13 protein-coding genes and 3 tRNA genes are annotated in these 13,424 nt (G+C 59.2%); 13 read left to right on the plus strand and 3 right to left on the minus strand.

Features of this window, described 5'->3' with window-relative positions; all coding sequences use genetic code 11:
* Positions 1-19 precede the first annotated feature (19 nt).
* From HJB84_RS14890 to HJB84_RS14900, 3 genes are read right to left on the minus strand one after another with little or no spacing between them, the layout of a single operon-like run.
* Positions 20-712, minus strand: a complete 693-nt coding sequence (locus HJB84_RS14890) for an AprI/Inh family metalloprotease inhibitor (RefSeq protein ID WP_207583836.1) — start codon at positions 710-712, stop codon at positions 20-22.
* A gap of 38 nt (positions 713-750) precedes the next feature.
* Positions 751-1,641 carry a 23S rRNA (guanosine(2251)-2'-O)-methyltransferase RlmB gene (gene rlmB, locus HJB84_RS14895; protein ID WP_207583837.1) on the minus strand — a complete coding sequence of 297 codons (891 nt, stop codon included), beginning with the start codon at positions 1,639-1,641 and terminating at the stop codon, positions 751-753.
* Positions 1,638-1,814 (minus strand): hypothetical protein, encoded by a 177-nt coding sequence (locus tag HJB84_RS14900; RefSeq protein WP_207583838.1) that lies wholly within the window; start codon positions 1,812-1,814, stop codon positions 1,638-1,640. Before HJB84_RS14900 ends, rlmB begins: the two co-directional genes overlap by 4 nt.
* A 30-nt stretch (positions 1,815-1,844) precedes the next feature.
* Here HJB84_RS14900 and HJB84_RS14905 point away from each other — a divergent pair.
* The 13 genes from HJB84_RS14905 to rpoB all read left to right on the plus strand — a co-directional run bounded on the left by HJB84_RS14905 (position 1,845) and on the right by rpoB (position 13,318).
* Positions 1,845-1,929: transfer RNA gene (locus tag HJB84_RS14905), tRNA-Tyr, on the plus strand.
* Positions 1,930-1,953: 24 nt separating this feature from the next.
* Positions 1,954-2,027, plus strand: a tRNA-Gly gene (locus HJB84_RS14910).
* Between the two features lie 302 nt (positions 2,028-2,329).
* Entirely contained in the window at positions 2,330-3,733 is a 1,404-nt protein-coding gene (gene tuf / locus HJB84_RS14915) for an elongation factor Tu (RefSeq protein ID WP_221116273.1), read from the plus strand.
* Between the two features lie 202 nt (positions 3,734-3,935).
* On the plus strand, positions 3,936-4,070 hold the full coding sequence (locus tag HJB84_RS33590; RefSeq protein ID WP_259669787.1) for a hypothetical protein: 135 nt from the start codon (positions 3,936-3,938) through the stop codon (positions 4,068-4,070).
* A 169-nt stretch (positions 4,071-4,239) separates the two neighbouring features.
* On the plus strand, positions 4,240-5,133 hold the full coding sequence (locus tag HJB84_RS14920; RefSeq protein WP_207583840.1) for an NAD(P)-dependent oxidoreductase: 894 nt from the start codon (positions 4,240-4,242) through the stop codon (positions 5,131-5,133).
* 168 nt (positions 5,134-5,301) lie between these two features.
* Positions 5,302-5,377: transfer RNA gene (locus tag HJB84_RS14925), tRNA-Trp, on the plus strand.
* A 194-nt stretch (positions 5,378-5,571) separates the two neighbouring features.
* A complete protein-coding gene (gene secE, locus HJB84_RS14930) occupies positions 5,572-5,772 on the plus strand; it encodes a preprotein translocase subunit SecE (protein ID WP_003573826.1) in 201 nt (66 codons plus the stop codon).
* Between the two features lie 17 nt (positions 5,773-5,789).
* Entirely contained in the window at positions 5,790-6,320 is a 531-nt protein-coding gene (gene nusG / locus HJB84_RS14935) for a transcription termination/antitermination protein NusG (RefSeq protein ID WP_003547516.1), read from the plus strand.
* Positions 6,321-6,496: 176 nt separating this feature from the next.
* Entirely contained in the window at positions 6,497-6,928 is a 432-nt protein-coding gene (rplK, locus tag HJB84_RS14940) for a 50S ribosomal protein L11 (RefSeq protein ID WP_003547518.1), read from the plus strand.
* 4 nt (positions 6,929-6,932) lie between these two features.
* A complete protein-coding gene (gene rplA / locus HJB84_RS14945; RefSeq protein ID WP_207583841.1) occupies positions 6,933-7,634 on the plus strand; it encodes a 50S ribosomal protein L1 in 702 nt (233 codons plus the stop codon).
* A 328-nt stretch (positions 7,635-7,962) separates the two neighbouring features.
* The gene (rplJ, locus tag HJB84_RS14950; RefSeq protein ID WP_164009047.1) at positions 7,963-8,481 is read left to right on the plus strand and encodes a 50S ribosomal protein L10; all 519 of its coding nucleotides are present in this window, start codon (positions 7,963-7,965) and stop codon (positions 8,479-8,481) included.
* A 58-nt stretch (positions 8,482-8,539) separates the two neighbouring features.
* Positions 8,540-8,917, plus strand: a complete 378-nt coding sequence (gene rplL, locus HJB84_RS14955; RefSeq protein WP_164009049.1) for a 50S ribosomal protein L7/L12 — start codon at positions 8,540-8,542, stop codon at positions 8,915-8,917.
* A gap of 261 nt (positions 8,918-9,178) precedes the next feature.
* Positions 9,179-13,318, plus strand: a complete 4,140-nt coding sequence (gene rpoB, locus HJB84_RS14960) for a DNA-directed RNA polymerase subunit beta (protein ID WP_207583842.1) — start codon at positions 9,179-9,181, stop codon at positions 13,316-13,318.
* Positions 13,319-13,424 lie beyond the last annotated feature (106 nt).

The following is a 13,424-nucleotide window of genomic DNA, read 5'->3' on the forward strand; positions in this document are numbered from 1 at the left end:
TACACCGTCAACTTTCAAATCAATGACGGACGAGCGATAGCGGCTTGCCGCCTTCGTCCTTCGATTTGTCGAAATTGCCGTCGGCGCGCATGTCGAAGTCAAGCGATGAGCCGTCATCGCCCATCAGCGTCAGCCCGAAACCCTCGATATGCCAGACTGTCAGTTTCAGCCTGGCGACATTAGCGGCGCAGTCTCCGGATAGTGACAGCGGCGCGTTGCCGTCAGCATTGACATGGCCGTCGAGTGTCACGCCGCAGAGCTTTTCGCCGTCCGGCCTTTGCATCGTCCAAATCCCGGCAAGGCTGTTGAAGGTCGGTAGTCGATCGACGCCGTCGGGTGCGGCGATCAGCAAAAGCGGCACCCGACCTTCCGTCTTCATCGGCGACCCTTCGTTCTCGACGAAACGGGCCAGCACCTTACGCAGCGGATCGATCAGGATGATGCCGCCATTGCCGTCGAAATTCCAGGCATAGGACTCGGCAAGCGAAGGCAGCGGCTTGGCGCAGGAATCCTGTCCGGACAGCCCATAACCGCCGATGGCTGTGCCGGTTTCGAGCGTCATCCGGCATCCGGCTCCACCGTCTTCCGGGGCAACGAGATAGGTTCCGGCCTGCGCTTTGAGAATATCGGGATCGATCTCCTGCCCATATGCGAGACCGCAGACAAGCAGCGCCGCTGCTGCAGCCGCAAGGCGGGGGATGATACGGATCATGGTAATTTCTCTTCGCCTCGGCCCGCTTGCGGACCAGCCTATGCCTTCAGGTAAAGCCGCGCCGCATAAAGCGCGATTGCCGCGGCATTCGAGACGTTCAGCGATTTGATCGCGCCGGGCATGTCGAGGCGGGCAAGCGCGTTGACGGTTTCGCGCGTCTTCTGTCGCAGCCCCTTGCCCTCGGAGCCGAGCACCAGCGCAACCTTCCCGCCCGAGAACGTGCCTTCGAGCGGCGCCGGCCCTTCCGAATCGAGGCCGATGGTGGAGAAACCGAGCTTGTGCAATTCACCGAGTGCATCGGCGAGATTGGTAACCTGTATATAAGGTATCAGTTCCAGCGCGCCGGAGGCGGACTTGGCGAGCACGCCGGATTCGGTCGGGCTATGTCTCTGTGTGGTGATAACGGCGCCGGCATTGAAGGCGACGGCTGAGCGCATGATGGCGCCGACATTGTGCGGATCGGTCACCTGGTCGAGAACGAGCAGGAGAGGGCTGTCTTTCAGCGCTTCGAGCCGGCGGACCGGCAGCGGCCGTGTTTCCAGCATGACGCCCTGATGAATCGCCTCTGGGCCGAGCACCTTGTCGATGTCCTGCGGCGAGACCATTTCGAAGGGAATGCCGAGTGTTTCGACGTCGACTTCGAGCCGCGCCAGCGCGTTCTGCGTCACGAAAAGCTTGATCTTCTTGCGCTCGGGATTGTCGAGGGCGGCGCGCACCGTATGCAGGCCGTAGAGATGCACCTGGTCGGGCGCTAGCGCCGGCGGCTTCCAGTCTTCGCCGCCGCGCTTGCGCTTCTGTGGCTGAGGCGTGGGAATCTCTCCGCGTTCGCGCTTGCCGTCACGGTGCGCGCGCCGCAGCGTGGCGTAATGCGTATCCTTGGCCGATGGGTCTGTCGCGGCCGTGCCGCCGGATTTTTTATCTTTGCTCATGCGGCTTTATAGCCATGGCGCTGGCTGCCGCATAGGCTTTCTTTCATCGGCCGGCTTTCGGCAAGGAATGAAATTTTTCGTGTTTTTTCCGTTGTCATCGTGTTGACAGACGGAAATGCTCCGGTCATATACGCGGCGCAGACGACGGGCCGCAACGCTTCGAAGTCTGACAAACTTGGTCTTCAAGATCCGGACGAATAACTGGAGAGATGCCCGAGTGGTTAAAGGGGACGGACTGTAAATCCGTTGGCTCAGCCTACGTTGGTTCAAATCCAACTCTCTCCACCATTCGTCATCGGATCGGACCACCCCGCGGGTATAGCTCAATGGTAGAGCAGCAGCCTTCCAAGCTGAATACGCGGGTTCGATTCCCGCTACCCGCTCCAGTTTTTCTAAGCCCAATTCACGTGACCGACGCCGCCGCGATAATTCGGCACGCAGATGTTTCAGAAGACGCCGGCGCGGTTGCTCATCTCCGGCAGTCGACGCGATTTTCTCCAAGGATTTCAGTAATTTTCGACGGTGCTCCGGCGAATCGCCTTGCAGGCGGCAAATTGTCCCCCATATGCGCTGTCACACCAAGAATGGCGCCTGCAATTAAGTCTTGCGCAATTTCGCCGAAAGCCTTAAACGGCGGCACTAAACCGGTTCGCCGGGGCCCACCATCTCGTTCACAGGAAGCATTCAAATGGGAAAGAGTAAGTTTGAGCGCAACAAGCCGCACGTCAACATTGGCACGATTGGCCACGTTGACCACGGCAAGACGTCTCTGACGGCAGCGATCACGAAGTACTTCGGCGAGTACAAGGCGTACGACCAGATCGACGCTGCTCCGGAAGAAAAGGCCCGCGGCATCACCATTTCGACGGCACACGTCGAGTATGAGACGCCGGCCCGCCACTATGCACACGTCNAAATGGGAAAGAGTAAGTTTGAGCGCAACAAGCCGCACGTCAACATTGGCACGATTGGCCACGTTGACCACGGCAAGACGTCTCTGACGGCAGCGATCACGAAGTACTTCGGCGAGTACAAGGCGTACGACCAGATCGACGCTGCTCCGGAAGAAAAGGCCCGCGGCATCACCATTTCGACGGCACACGTCGAGTATGAGACGCCGGCCCGCCACTATGCACACGTCGACTGCCCCGGCCACGCCGACTACGTCAAGAACATGATCACCGGTGCTGCCCAGATGGACGGCGCGATCCTGGTGTGCTCGGCCGCTGACGGCCCGATGCCGCAGACGCGCGAACACATCCTGCTGGCCCGTCAGGTCGGCGTTCCGGCCATCGTGGTGTTCCTGAACAAGGTCGACCAGGTTGACGACGCCGAGCTTCTCGAACTGGTCGAGCTCGAAGTTCGCGAACTGCTGTCGTCCTACGACTTCCCGGGCGATGACATCCCGATCGTCAAGGGTTCGGCGCTGGCCGCCCTTGAAGATTCGGACAAGAAGATCGGCGAGGATTCGATCCGCGAACTGATGGCCGCTGTCGACGCCTACATCCCGACGCCTGAGCGTCCGATCAACCTGCCGTTCCTGCTGCCGATCGAAGACGTGTTCTCGATCTCGGGCCGCGGTACGGTTGTGACCGGCCGCGTCGAGCGTGGCATCGTCAAGGTTGGCGAAGAAGTCGAGATCGTCGGCATCCGCCCGACGACGAAGACGACGGTGACCGGCGTTGAAATGTTCCGCAAGCTGCTCGACCAGGGCCAGGCTGGCGACAACATCGGCGCGCTGATCCGCGGCGTCACCCGTGACGGCGTTGAGCGTGGCCAGATTCTGTGCAAGCCGGGCTCTGTCAAGCCGCACAAGAAGTTCATGGCTGAAGCCTACATCCTGACGAAGGAAGAGGGTGGCCGTCATACGCCGTTCTTCACCAACTATCGTCCGCAGTTCTACTTCCGCACGACCGACGTGACGGGCATCGTATCGCTGCCGGAAGGCACGGAGATGGTCATGCCGGGCGACAACGTCACGGTATCGGTCGAGCTGATCGTTCCGATCGCGATGGAAGAAAAGCTGCGCTTCGCGATCCGCGAAGGTGGCCGCACCGTCGGCGCCGGTATCGTTGCTTCGATCGTCGAGTAATCCTGGGATTACCCGAAATTCAGGAAAAACCCCGCTGGAAACGGCGGGGTTTTTCGTTTTGATGCTATTAGGGGGATTAACACGTGTTGTAAAAATATCGTTAAGTTCGTCCGTCACAGTATTTTGTTCATCTCACATTCAGAAACCAGTTGTGATTGGTTCATTTTAGTCCAGACTCCTTCATGCAAAGAGGAGAGCCCGGATGATTCCAAAGGCCACGTTCGTTGCGACGATATTCGCGATGTATGTTTTCACGATGTTTTTCATCGCTGCAATTCCGCAAGAGGTTGTTCAGGCAGCCGGAGTGCAGCTCGGCGAGGTAAGTGTCGTCAAGTGATGATTTAGCAGTTCACCGCAGGCTGCTGCGGTGATTGGAAATGATCGGCCAGGTGCCCCTAAGAGGGCGCTCCTGGCGACGCGGGGGTGAACCCTTGCAGGACGCTCGCTTGCTCTTCGCGCGGAAGCGTCTATCTATGCCTCCGATTTCATGATGCGGAGGATATTCCATGAAGAAGCGGATTCTGTTCACGGGCGGTTCGGGCAAGGCAGGTCGCCATACCGTGCCGTGGCTCATCAATGCCGGTTACGAGGTTCACAACCTCGATCTCGTGCCGCTGGACAGTCCCGGCGTCACCAACCTCATTGCCGACATCACCGATAGCGGTCAGGTCTTCAACGCTCTGTCGATGCACCGCGATTTTCCTGATCTGGACGCGGGCCGGGGCGTGCAGCCTTTCGATGCCGTCGTGCACTTCGCCGCCATCCCGCGCATCCTGATCAAGCCCGACAATGAGACTTTCCGCATCAACACGATGGGCACTTACAATGTCATCGAGGCGGCGGTGAAGCTCGGCATCAGGAAGGTTATCGTCGCATCGAGCGAGACGACCTACGGCGTCTGCTTCGCCGAAGGCCATCGTGATTTCCACCAGTTCCCGCTGGAGGAAGACTACGACGTCAATCCGATGGATTCCTACGGGCTCTCCAAGGTGGTCAACGAGAAGACGGCCCGCGCCTTTGCCGAACGTTCAGGCTTCGACATCTATGCGCTGCGTATCGGCAACGTCATCGAGCCGCACGAATATGAGCGGTTCCCCACCTATTTCGCCAATCCCGAAATGCGCAAGCGCATTGCCTGGAGCTATATCGACGCCCGCGATCTCGGGCAGATCTGCCATCTCTGCATCGAAAAGGACGGTCTCGGCTATCAGGTCTTCAACGCGGCCAACGACACCGTCTCGGCCAACACGCCGTCGAAGGAGCTTGCGAAGCGATTCTACCCGAACGTGCCCTTCACCCGCGAAATCGGCGAATATGAAGGCCTGCTCTCCAACCGCAAGATCCGCGAGGTGCTGGGTTTTAACGAAGAGCACGATTGGCGGAAATATGTGACGGTCTGAACGGATATTGGTGGTGCGATGAAAGAGCCGATCGCTCGCATATGCGCAGAATGGCTTTGAAAATCGAAAATCGTGCTTGCCAATCTGCTGTCGTCGTCCTAAAGGGAGCGCCATGCTTTTCATCAGCGATTTGCGGACTTTGGTCCAGGCGCTGAATGATCGGCATGAAGGGGTATAGCTCAGTTGGTAGAGCGGCGGTCTCCAAAACCGCAGGTCGTAAGTTCGAGCCTTACTGCCCCTGCCATTTTCCTCGAAGCGGGACAGCGCGGACATGCTCGCGGCATTCCGGCCGGGGATTGATTGGCGGTAACTAATTTCGTTAAACTTCGGTTTCCCTCTTGTGTATTCGGAAATCGGTGTTTATTTAGGGTTCAACAGACACGCGGTGCGTGGGGCTGATGGTTTCAGCTTTACGCGCCGTAATTGCGTGGGCAGTCGATGGCATCCAAATCCAATCCGTTTGCGTTTCTGCAGCAGGTTCGCTCCGAGACGTCCAAAGTTACATGGCCGTCGCGCCGCGAGACGATGATCTCGACGGTTATGGTGCTTGTGATGGTAGTTTTCGCCGCGCTTTTTTTCTTTGCCGCTGACCAGCTGATCGGCTGGGTTCTGAGCTTCGTGCTGAATACCGGCAACTGATACGGGTGGAGATGAAAATGGCGGCACGTTGGTACATCGTCCACGCATATTCCAATTTTGAAAAGAAGGTCGCTGAGGACATCGAGAACAAGGCTCGCCAGAAGGGGCTTGAGCACCTGTTCGAGAAGATCCTCGTGCCGACCGAGAAGGTGGTGGAAGTGCGTCGCGGCCGCAAGGTCGACAGCGAGCGCAAGTTTTTCCCGGGCTACGTCATGGTTCGTGCCAATCTGACCGATGAAGCCTATCACCTGATCAAGAATACGCCGAAGGTTACAGGTTTCCTCGGCTCCGACAATAAGCCAGTTCCGATTCCGGATTATGAAGCCGAGCGCATTCTCGGTCAGGTCCAGGAAGGTGTCGAGCGGCCGAAGGCCTCGATTACCTTCGAGATCGGCGAGCAGGTTCGTGTTTCCGACGGCCCGTTCGCTTCGTTCAACGGCACGGTTCAGGACGTCGACGAAGAGCGTTCGCGCCTGAAGGTTGAGGTGTCGATCTTCGGCCGCGCAACGCCGGTCGAACTCGAATACGCTCAGGTCGAGAAGGTCTGATTGCAAGAGCTTGGAAGCTGGCCTTGCGGCCTGTTTCCTGCGGACTAGTCCGCATCCGCGTGGAAGGTGAGGGGGTCTTAGCCGGACCCTGATGATCCGCACCACGCAACCGCAGCCGCCGGAGAGATCCGGCATCACGGGCCGGGCGACCGGCCGTTCATGAAAGGCAGAGAGATATGGCTAAGAAAGTTGCAGGCCAGCTCAAGCTTCAGGTCAAGGCAGGATCGGCAAACCCGTCCCCGCCGATTGGTCCGGCGCTTGGTCAGCGTGGCATTAACATTATGGAATTCTGCAAGGCGTTCAATGCCGCCACGCAGGAAATGGAAAAGGGTATGCCGATCCCGGTCGTCATCACCTATTACCAGGATAAGTCCTTCACCTTCGCGATGAAGCAGCCTCCGGTCAGCTACTGGCTGAAGAAGGAAGCGAAGATCACCTCCGGTTCCAAGACGCCCGGCAAGGGCGCCAAGGCCGGCTCCCTCACAAAGGCTCAGATCAAGTCGATCGCAGAAGCCAAGATGAAGGATCTGAACGCAGCGGATATCGAAGGTGCAATGGCGATGATCGAGGGCTCTGCCCGCGCCATGGGCCTGGAAGTGGTGGGTTAAGATCATGGCTGGTAAGCGCACGCAGAAGATCAACGAAGGTGTTGATCCCACCAAGCTCTACGCTCTGACCCTGGCCATCGGCATGGTCAAGGAACGGGCTGTCGCCAAGTTCGACGAAACCATCGAAGTCTCGATGAACCTCGGCGTCGACCCGCGCCATGCGGACCAGATGGTTCGCGGCGTCGTCAACCTGCCAAACGGCACCGGCCGTACGGTTCGCGTTGCCGTCTTCGCTCGTGGCGTCAAGGCTGATGAAGCCAAGGCTGCCGGTGCCGATATCGTCGGCGCTGAAGAGCTCGTCGAAATCGTCCAGGGCGGCAAGATCGAATTCGATCGCTGCATCGCCACCCCCGACATGATGCCGCTCGTCGGTCGTCTCGGTAAGGTTCTCGGCCCGCGGGGCATGATGCCGAACCCGAAGGTCGGCACCGTCACCATGGATGTCGCCGGAGCCGTCAAGGCTTCCAAGGGCGGCGCTGTCGAGTTCCGCGTCGAGAAGGCTGGCATCGTCCATGCCGGCATCGGCAAGGCCTCTTTCGACGCCAAGGCTCTGGAAGAAAACATCCGCGCTTTTGCCGACGCCGTCATCAAGGCGAAGCCGGCTGGCGCCAAGGGCAACTACGTCAAGCGCGTGGCGATTTCTTCGACCATGGGCCCCGGCGTCAAGATCGAAGTCGGCTCGGTCACCGCAAGCCCGACTGCGTAAATTATTGCCGGGCTTTATGTCCGGCGACTGAATTTCCGGCCTCGCAAGGGGCCGGAATATTCCGGAGAAATCCGGAATCCTGTCCGAGATTGCAGGTGGTTTTCCCTTAATCACTTTGCCTGCATGAGACGGGTAAGACCCGAATTGCATGAAGTTCGCTTCTAGGAAATCGGTTCGAGCCTTGGATGCCTTGTGCCTCTTTAGCCTTGATTGGCGCGAGAGCGCGGGGGGACAGGATCCTCAAGCGTCGCTTGGGATCTCGCATGATCCCAGGAGGCAAAGGCAACCCGGCGGGCCCATTCTCGGTCCCGCCAACTGGAGATAGGCAGTGGAAAGAGCGGAAAAACGCGAATTCGTCACGGAACTGAGTGAAGTCTTCAAGGCTTCGGGCTCAGTTGTCGTGGCCCACTATGCTGGTGCCACAGTCGCGCAGATGAACGATTTTCGTTCGAAGATGCGTGCAGCTGGCGGTACCGTCAAAGTCGCGAAGAACCGCCTGGCCAAAATTGCCCTTCAGGGTACGGAAGCGGAAGGGATTACCAATCTCTTCAAGGGTCAGACGCTGATTGCATACAGCACCGATCCGATCACCGCTCCGAAGGTCGTCATGGATTTCGCCAAGACCAATGACAAAATCATTGTTCTGGGTGGTTCCATGGGAACAACCACGCTCAACGCCGATGCAGTCAAGTCGCTTGCGACCCTGCCTTCGCTCGATGAGCTGCGTGCGAAGCTGCTGGGCATGATCCAGACACCGGCTACCCGCATCGCTGGAGTTGTTGCAGCACCGGCAAGCCAGCTTGCCCGCGTGTTCGCGGCCTACGCCAAGAAGGACGAAGCCGCTTAAGGCGGTTTTTCGCTGTTTATAATCAACCGGTTCGAACCGAACAAAAGGAACTAGTAAAATGACTGATCTCGCAAAGATCGTTGACGACCTCTCCGCGCTGACCGTTCTGGAAGCCGCAGAACTGTCGAAGCTTCTTGAAGAAAAGTGGGGCGTTTCCGCTGCTGCTCCGGTAGCTGTAGCTGCTGCTGGCGGCGGTGCTGCTGCTGCTGTCGTTGAAGAAGAAAAGACCGAGTTCGACGTCATCCTCACGGATGTCGGCGCCAACAAGATCAACGTCATCAAGGAAGTCCGCGCCATCACCGGTCTCGGCCTCAAGGAAGCCAAGGACCTCGTCGAAGGCGCTCCGAAGGCTGTCAAGGAAGGCGTCAACAAGGCTGAAGCCGCTGACATCAAGAAGAAGCTTGAAGATGCTGGCGCCAAGGCCGACGTCAAGTAATCTTGAATTGCTTTTGGGAGGCAGTCTCTGCTGCCTCCCATTTGCCGTTTTTCTGAACGAATTACCCAAAAGCCGCGTCAAACCGGCTTTTGGGTAATGGGTTCTTCAAAAGGATAGTCTCGCACAGAGGGCAGCACAGCAATCCGAGCTGAGCGTTTTCGGGTGTCGGACGAGATTGGATTACTCATTGATTGACGGGATCGACTGGCCATCGGTTCCCGTCCGTTGCAGGCCCGGGTGCAAGATTTTGAAGGAGCGACGATGGCTCAGACCCTTTCGTTCAACGGTCGTAGGCGCGTACGCAAGTTTTTTGGTAAGATCCCCGAAGTCGCAGAAATGCCGAACCTCATCGAGGTTCAGAAGGCGTCCTACGACCAGTTTTTGATGGTTGAAGAGCCGAAAGGCGGCCGGCCCGACGAGGGTCTTCAGGCCGTTTTCAAGTCGGTTTTCCCGATCACCGATTTCTCCGGCGCCTCCATGCTGGAATTCGTGTCCTACGAATTCGAACCGCCGAAGTTCGACGTTGACGAATGCCGTCAGCGCGATCTGACCTATGCTGCGCCGCTGAAGGTGACGCTGCGCCTCATCGTGTTCGATATCGACGAGGATACGGGCGCGAAGTCGATCAAGGACATCAAGGAACAGTCCGTTTACATGGGCGACATGCCGCTCATGACCAATAACGGCACGTTCATCGTCAACGGCACCGAGCGCGTGATCGTTTCCCAGATGCACCGTTCGCCGGGCGTCTTCTTCGACCACGACAAGGGCAAGAGCCATTCTTCTGGCAAGCTGCTCTTTGCTGCCCGCGTTATCCCCTATCGCGGTTCCTGGCTCGATATCGAATTCGACGCCAAGGATATCGTTTACGCCCGTATCGACCGTCGCCGCAAGATTCCGGTCACGTCGCTGCTGATGGCGCTTGGCATGGACGGCGAGGAAATCCTCGACACCTTCTACACGAAGTCGCTCTACAAACGCGACGGCAAAGGCTGGCGCATTCCCTTCAAGCCGGAAACGCTGAAGGGTGCCAAGGCGATCACCGAGATGGTCGACGCCGACACCGGCGAAGTCGTCGTGGAAGCCGGCAAGAAGCTGACCCCGCGCCTGCTGCGCCAGCTTTCCGATAAGGGTCTGAAGGCGCTGAAGGCCGGCGACGACGATCTTTACGGCAACTACCTTGCCGGCGACATCGTCAACTACTCCACCGGTGAAATCTACCTCGAAGCCGGCGATGAAATCGACGAGAAGACGCTCGGCATCATCCTGGCGAACGGCTTCGACGAGATCCCGGTTCTCGGCATCGACCACATCAATGTCGGCGCCTATATCCGCAACACGCTGACCGCCGACAAGAACGAGAACCGTCAGGACGCTCTGTTCGACATCTACCGCGTCATGCGTCCGGGTGAGCCGCCGACCATGGAATCGGCCGAAGCCATGTTCAACTCGCTGTTCTTCGATGCGGAGCGTTACGACCTCTCCGCCGTCGGCCGCGTCAAGATGAACATGCGTCTCGACCTGACCGTCGAAGACACCGTCCGCATCCTGCGCAAGGACGACATCTTGGCCGTGGTCAGGATGCTGGTCGAATTGCGCGACGGCAGGGGCGAGATCGACGACATCGACAACCTTGGCAACCGCCGCGTCCGCTCGGTCGGCGAGCTGATGGAAAACCAGTACCGTCTCGGCCTGCTGCGCATGGAGCGCGCGATCAAGGAACGCATGTCCTCGATCGAGATCGACACGGTGATGCCGCAGGATCTGATCAACGCCAAGCCGGCTGCTGCCGCCGTCCGCGAATTCTTCGGTTCCTCGCAGCTCTCGCAGTTCATGGACCAGGTCAATCCGCTCTCGGAAATCACCCACAAGCGCCGTCTTTCGGCCCTTGGTCCGGGCGGTCTGACCCGCGAGCGCGCCGGCTTCGAAGTCCGCGACGTGCATCCGACCCACTACGGCCGCATTTGCCCGATCGAAACGCCGGAAGGCCCGAACATCGGTCTGATCAACTCGCTTGCGACCTTTGCCCGCGTCAACAAATACGGCTTCATCGAAAGCCCGTACCGCCGCATCGTCGAAGGCAGGGTGACGAGCGACGTGCTCTACCTCTCCGCCATGGAAGAGGCGAAGTACTACGTCGCCCAGGCCAACGCTGAAATGAACCCTGATGGTTCCTTCGTCGACGAGTTCGTCGTCTGCCGTCATGCCGGCGAAGTCATGCTCGCGCCCCGCGACAGCATGAACCTGATGGACGTTTCGCCGAAGCAGGTGGTTTCGGTCGCAGCCGCGCTCATCCCGTTCCTGGAAAACGACGACGCCAACCGCGCGCTCATGGGCTCGAACATGCAGCGTCAGGCAGTGCCGCTGCTGCGTGCCGAAGCTCCGTTCGTCGGTACGGGCATGGAGCCGGTCGTTGCCCGTGACTCAGGCGCTGCTATCGGCGCCCGCCGCGGCGGCGTGGTCGACCAGGTCGACGCGACGCGTATCGTTATCCGCGCCACGGAAGACCTCGAAGCCGGCAAGTCCGGCGTCGATATCTACCGGCTGCAGAAGTTCCAGCGTTCGAACCAGAACACCTGCGTCAACCAGCGTCCGCTGGTCACCGTTGGTGACGAGGTCAACCGCGGCGACATTCTTGCCGACGGTCCGTCGACCGATCTCGGCGACCTGGCGCTCGGCCGCAACGCGCTCGTCGCGTTCATGCCCTGGAACGGATACAACTACGAAGACTCGATCCTGCTCTCCGAGCGCATTGTTGCCGACGACGTGTTCACCTCCATTCACATCGAGGAATTCGAGGTGATGGCGCGCGACACCAAGCTTGGTCCTGAGGAAATCACCCGCGATATTCCGAACGTTTCGGAAGAAGCTCTGAAGAACCTCGACGAAGCCGGCATCGTCTATATCGGCGCTGAAGTTCAGCCGGGCGATATCCTGGTCGGCAAGATCACGCCGAAGGGCGAAAGCCCGATGACGCCGGAAGAAAAGCTTCTGCGCGCCATCTTCGGCGAAAAGGCCTCCGACGTGCGCGATACCTCCATGCGCATGCCGCCTGGCACCTACGGCACGATCGTCGAAGTGCGCGTCTTCAACCGCCATGGCGTCGAGAAGGACGAGCGCGCGATGGCGATCGAGCGCGAAGAGATCGAGCGTCTTGCAAAGGACCGCGACGACGAGCAGGCGATCCTCGACCGTAACGTCTACGGCCGTCTGATCGAAATGCTGCGCGGCCAGGCTTCCATCGCCGGCCCGAAGGGTTTCAAGAAGGGCGCCGAGCTTTCCAACGCCGTCGTTTCCGAATATCCCCGCTCGCAGTGGTGGATGTTCGCGGTCGAGGACGAAAAGGTCCAGAGCGAGCTCGAAGCACTCCGTGGCCAGTACGACGAATCCAAGTCGCGCCTTGAACAGCGCTTCATGGATAAGGTCGAAAAGGTCCAGCGCGGCGATGAAATGCCTCCTGGCGTCATGAAGATGGTCAAGGTCTTTGTCGCCGTGAAGCGCAAGATCCAGCCGGGCGACAAGATGGCTGGCCGTCACGGCAACAAGGGCGTCGTCTCGCGCATCGTGCCTGTCGAAGACATGCCGTTTCTCGAGGACGGCACGCATGTCGACGTCGTTCTGAACCCGCTCGGCGTGCCCTCGCGCATGAACGTCGGCCAGATCCTCGAAACCCACCTGGGTTGGGCTTGCGCCGGCATGGGTCGCCAGATCGGCGAACTGATCGACGCATACAAGGCCAATGGCAACATCGAGCCGCTGCGCAAGACCATCGGCGATGTCGTCGGTGACGGTCCGAAGGCCGAACAGGTCCAGGATTTCGACGACGACTCGGTTCTGCGTCTTGCCGATCAGTGGAAGCGCGGCGTTTCGATTGCGACGCCTGTTTTCGACGGTGCGAACGAAGCCGACGTCAACGACATGCTGCGTCTGGCAGGTCTCAAGGACAGCGGCCAGTCGACGCTTTATGACGGCCGTACCGGTGAGCAGTTCGACCGCCAGGTGACCGTGGGCTACATCTACATGCTGAAGCTCAACCACTTGGTCGACGACAAGATCCATGCCCGCTCGATCGGTCCATACTCGCTCGTTACCCAGCAGCCGCTGGGCGGCAAGGCGCAGTTCGGCGGTCAGCGCTTCGGCGAAATGGAAGTCTGGGCACTCGAAGCCTATGGCGCGGCCTACACGCTGCAGGAAATGCTGACGGTGAAGTCGGACGACGTCGCCGGCCGCACCAAGGTCTACGAAGCCATCGTCCGCGGAGACGACACGTTCGAAGCCGGTATTCCGGAAAGCTTCAACGTTCTCGTCAAGGAAATGCGTTCGCTGGGCCTTAGTGTCGAGCTCGAAAACACCAAGCTTGATGAGGCGCAGGCAGCCCAGCTGCCCGATGCGGCCGAGTAAGCACCTGATAGGGCGTGCGCTGCCAACGCGGCGCACGCCGGTCCCACCGGGCGCCGTATCCGTGTCGGCCCGGAAGGGAAGTTTCGCCGCATCTTGCGGTTATTCT

Origin of the sequence: Rhizobium sp. NZLR1b (assembly GCF_019685155.1) — a bacterium.
Classification (GTDB): Bacteria; Pseudomonadota; Alphaproteobacteria; order Rhizobiales; family Rhizobiaceae; genus Rhizobium.

Bases quoted from the DNA above. Each gene is read 5' to 3' on its own strand.
- rplA (WP_207583841.1), top strand. From the start codon at position 6,933: ATGGCTGGTAAGCGCACGCAGAAGATCAACGAAGGTGTTGATCCCACC.
- rlmB (WP_207583837.1), bottom strand. From the start codon at position 1,641: ATGAGCAAAGATAAAAAATCCGGCGGCACGGCCGCGACAGACCCATCG.
- rplL (WP_164009049.1), top strand. From the start codon at position 8,540: ATGACTGATCTCGCAAAGATCGTTGACGACCTCTCCGCGCTGACCGTT.
- HJB84_RS14920 (WP_207583840.1), top strand. From the start codon at position 4,240: ATGAAGAAGCGGATTCTGTTCACGGGCGGTTCGGGCAAGGCAGGTCGC.
- HJB84_RS14890 (WP_207583836.1), bottom strand. From the start codon at position 712: ATGATCCGTATCATCCCCCGCCTTGCGGCTGCAGCAGCGGCGCTGCTT.
- HJB84_RS33590 (WP_259669787.1), top strand. From the start codon at position 3,936: ATGATTCCAAAGGCCACGTTCGTTGCGACGATATTCGCGATGTATGTT.
- nusG (WP_003547516.1), top strand. From the start codon at position 5,790: ATGGCGGCACGTTGGTACATCGTCCACGCATATTCCAATTTTGAAAAG.
- secE (WP_003573826.1), top strand. From the start codon at position 5,572: ATGGCATCCAAATCCAATCCGTTTGCGTTTCTGCAGCAGGTTCGCTCC.
- rpoB (WP_207583842.1), top strand. From the start codon at position 9,179: ATGGCTCAGACCCTTTCGTTCAACGGTCGTAGGCGCGTACGCAAGTTT.
- rplK (WP_003547518.1), top strand. From the start codon at position 6,497: ATGGCTAAGAAAGTTGCAGGCCAGCTCAAGCTTCAGGTCAAGGCAGGA.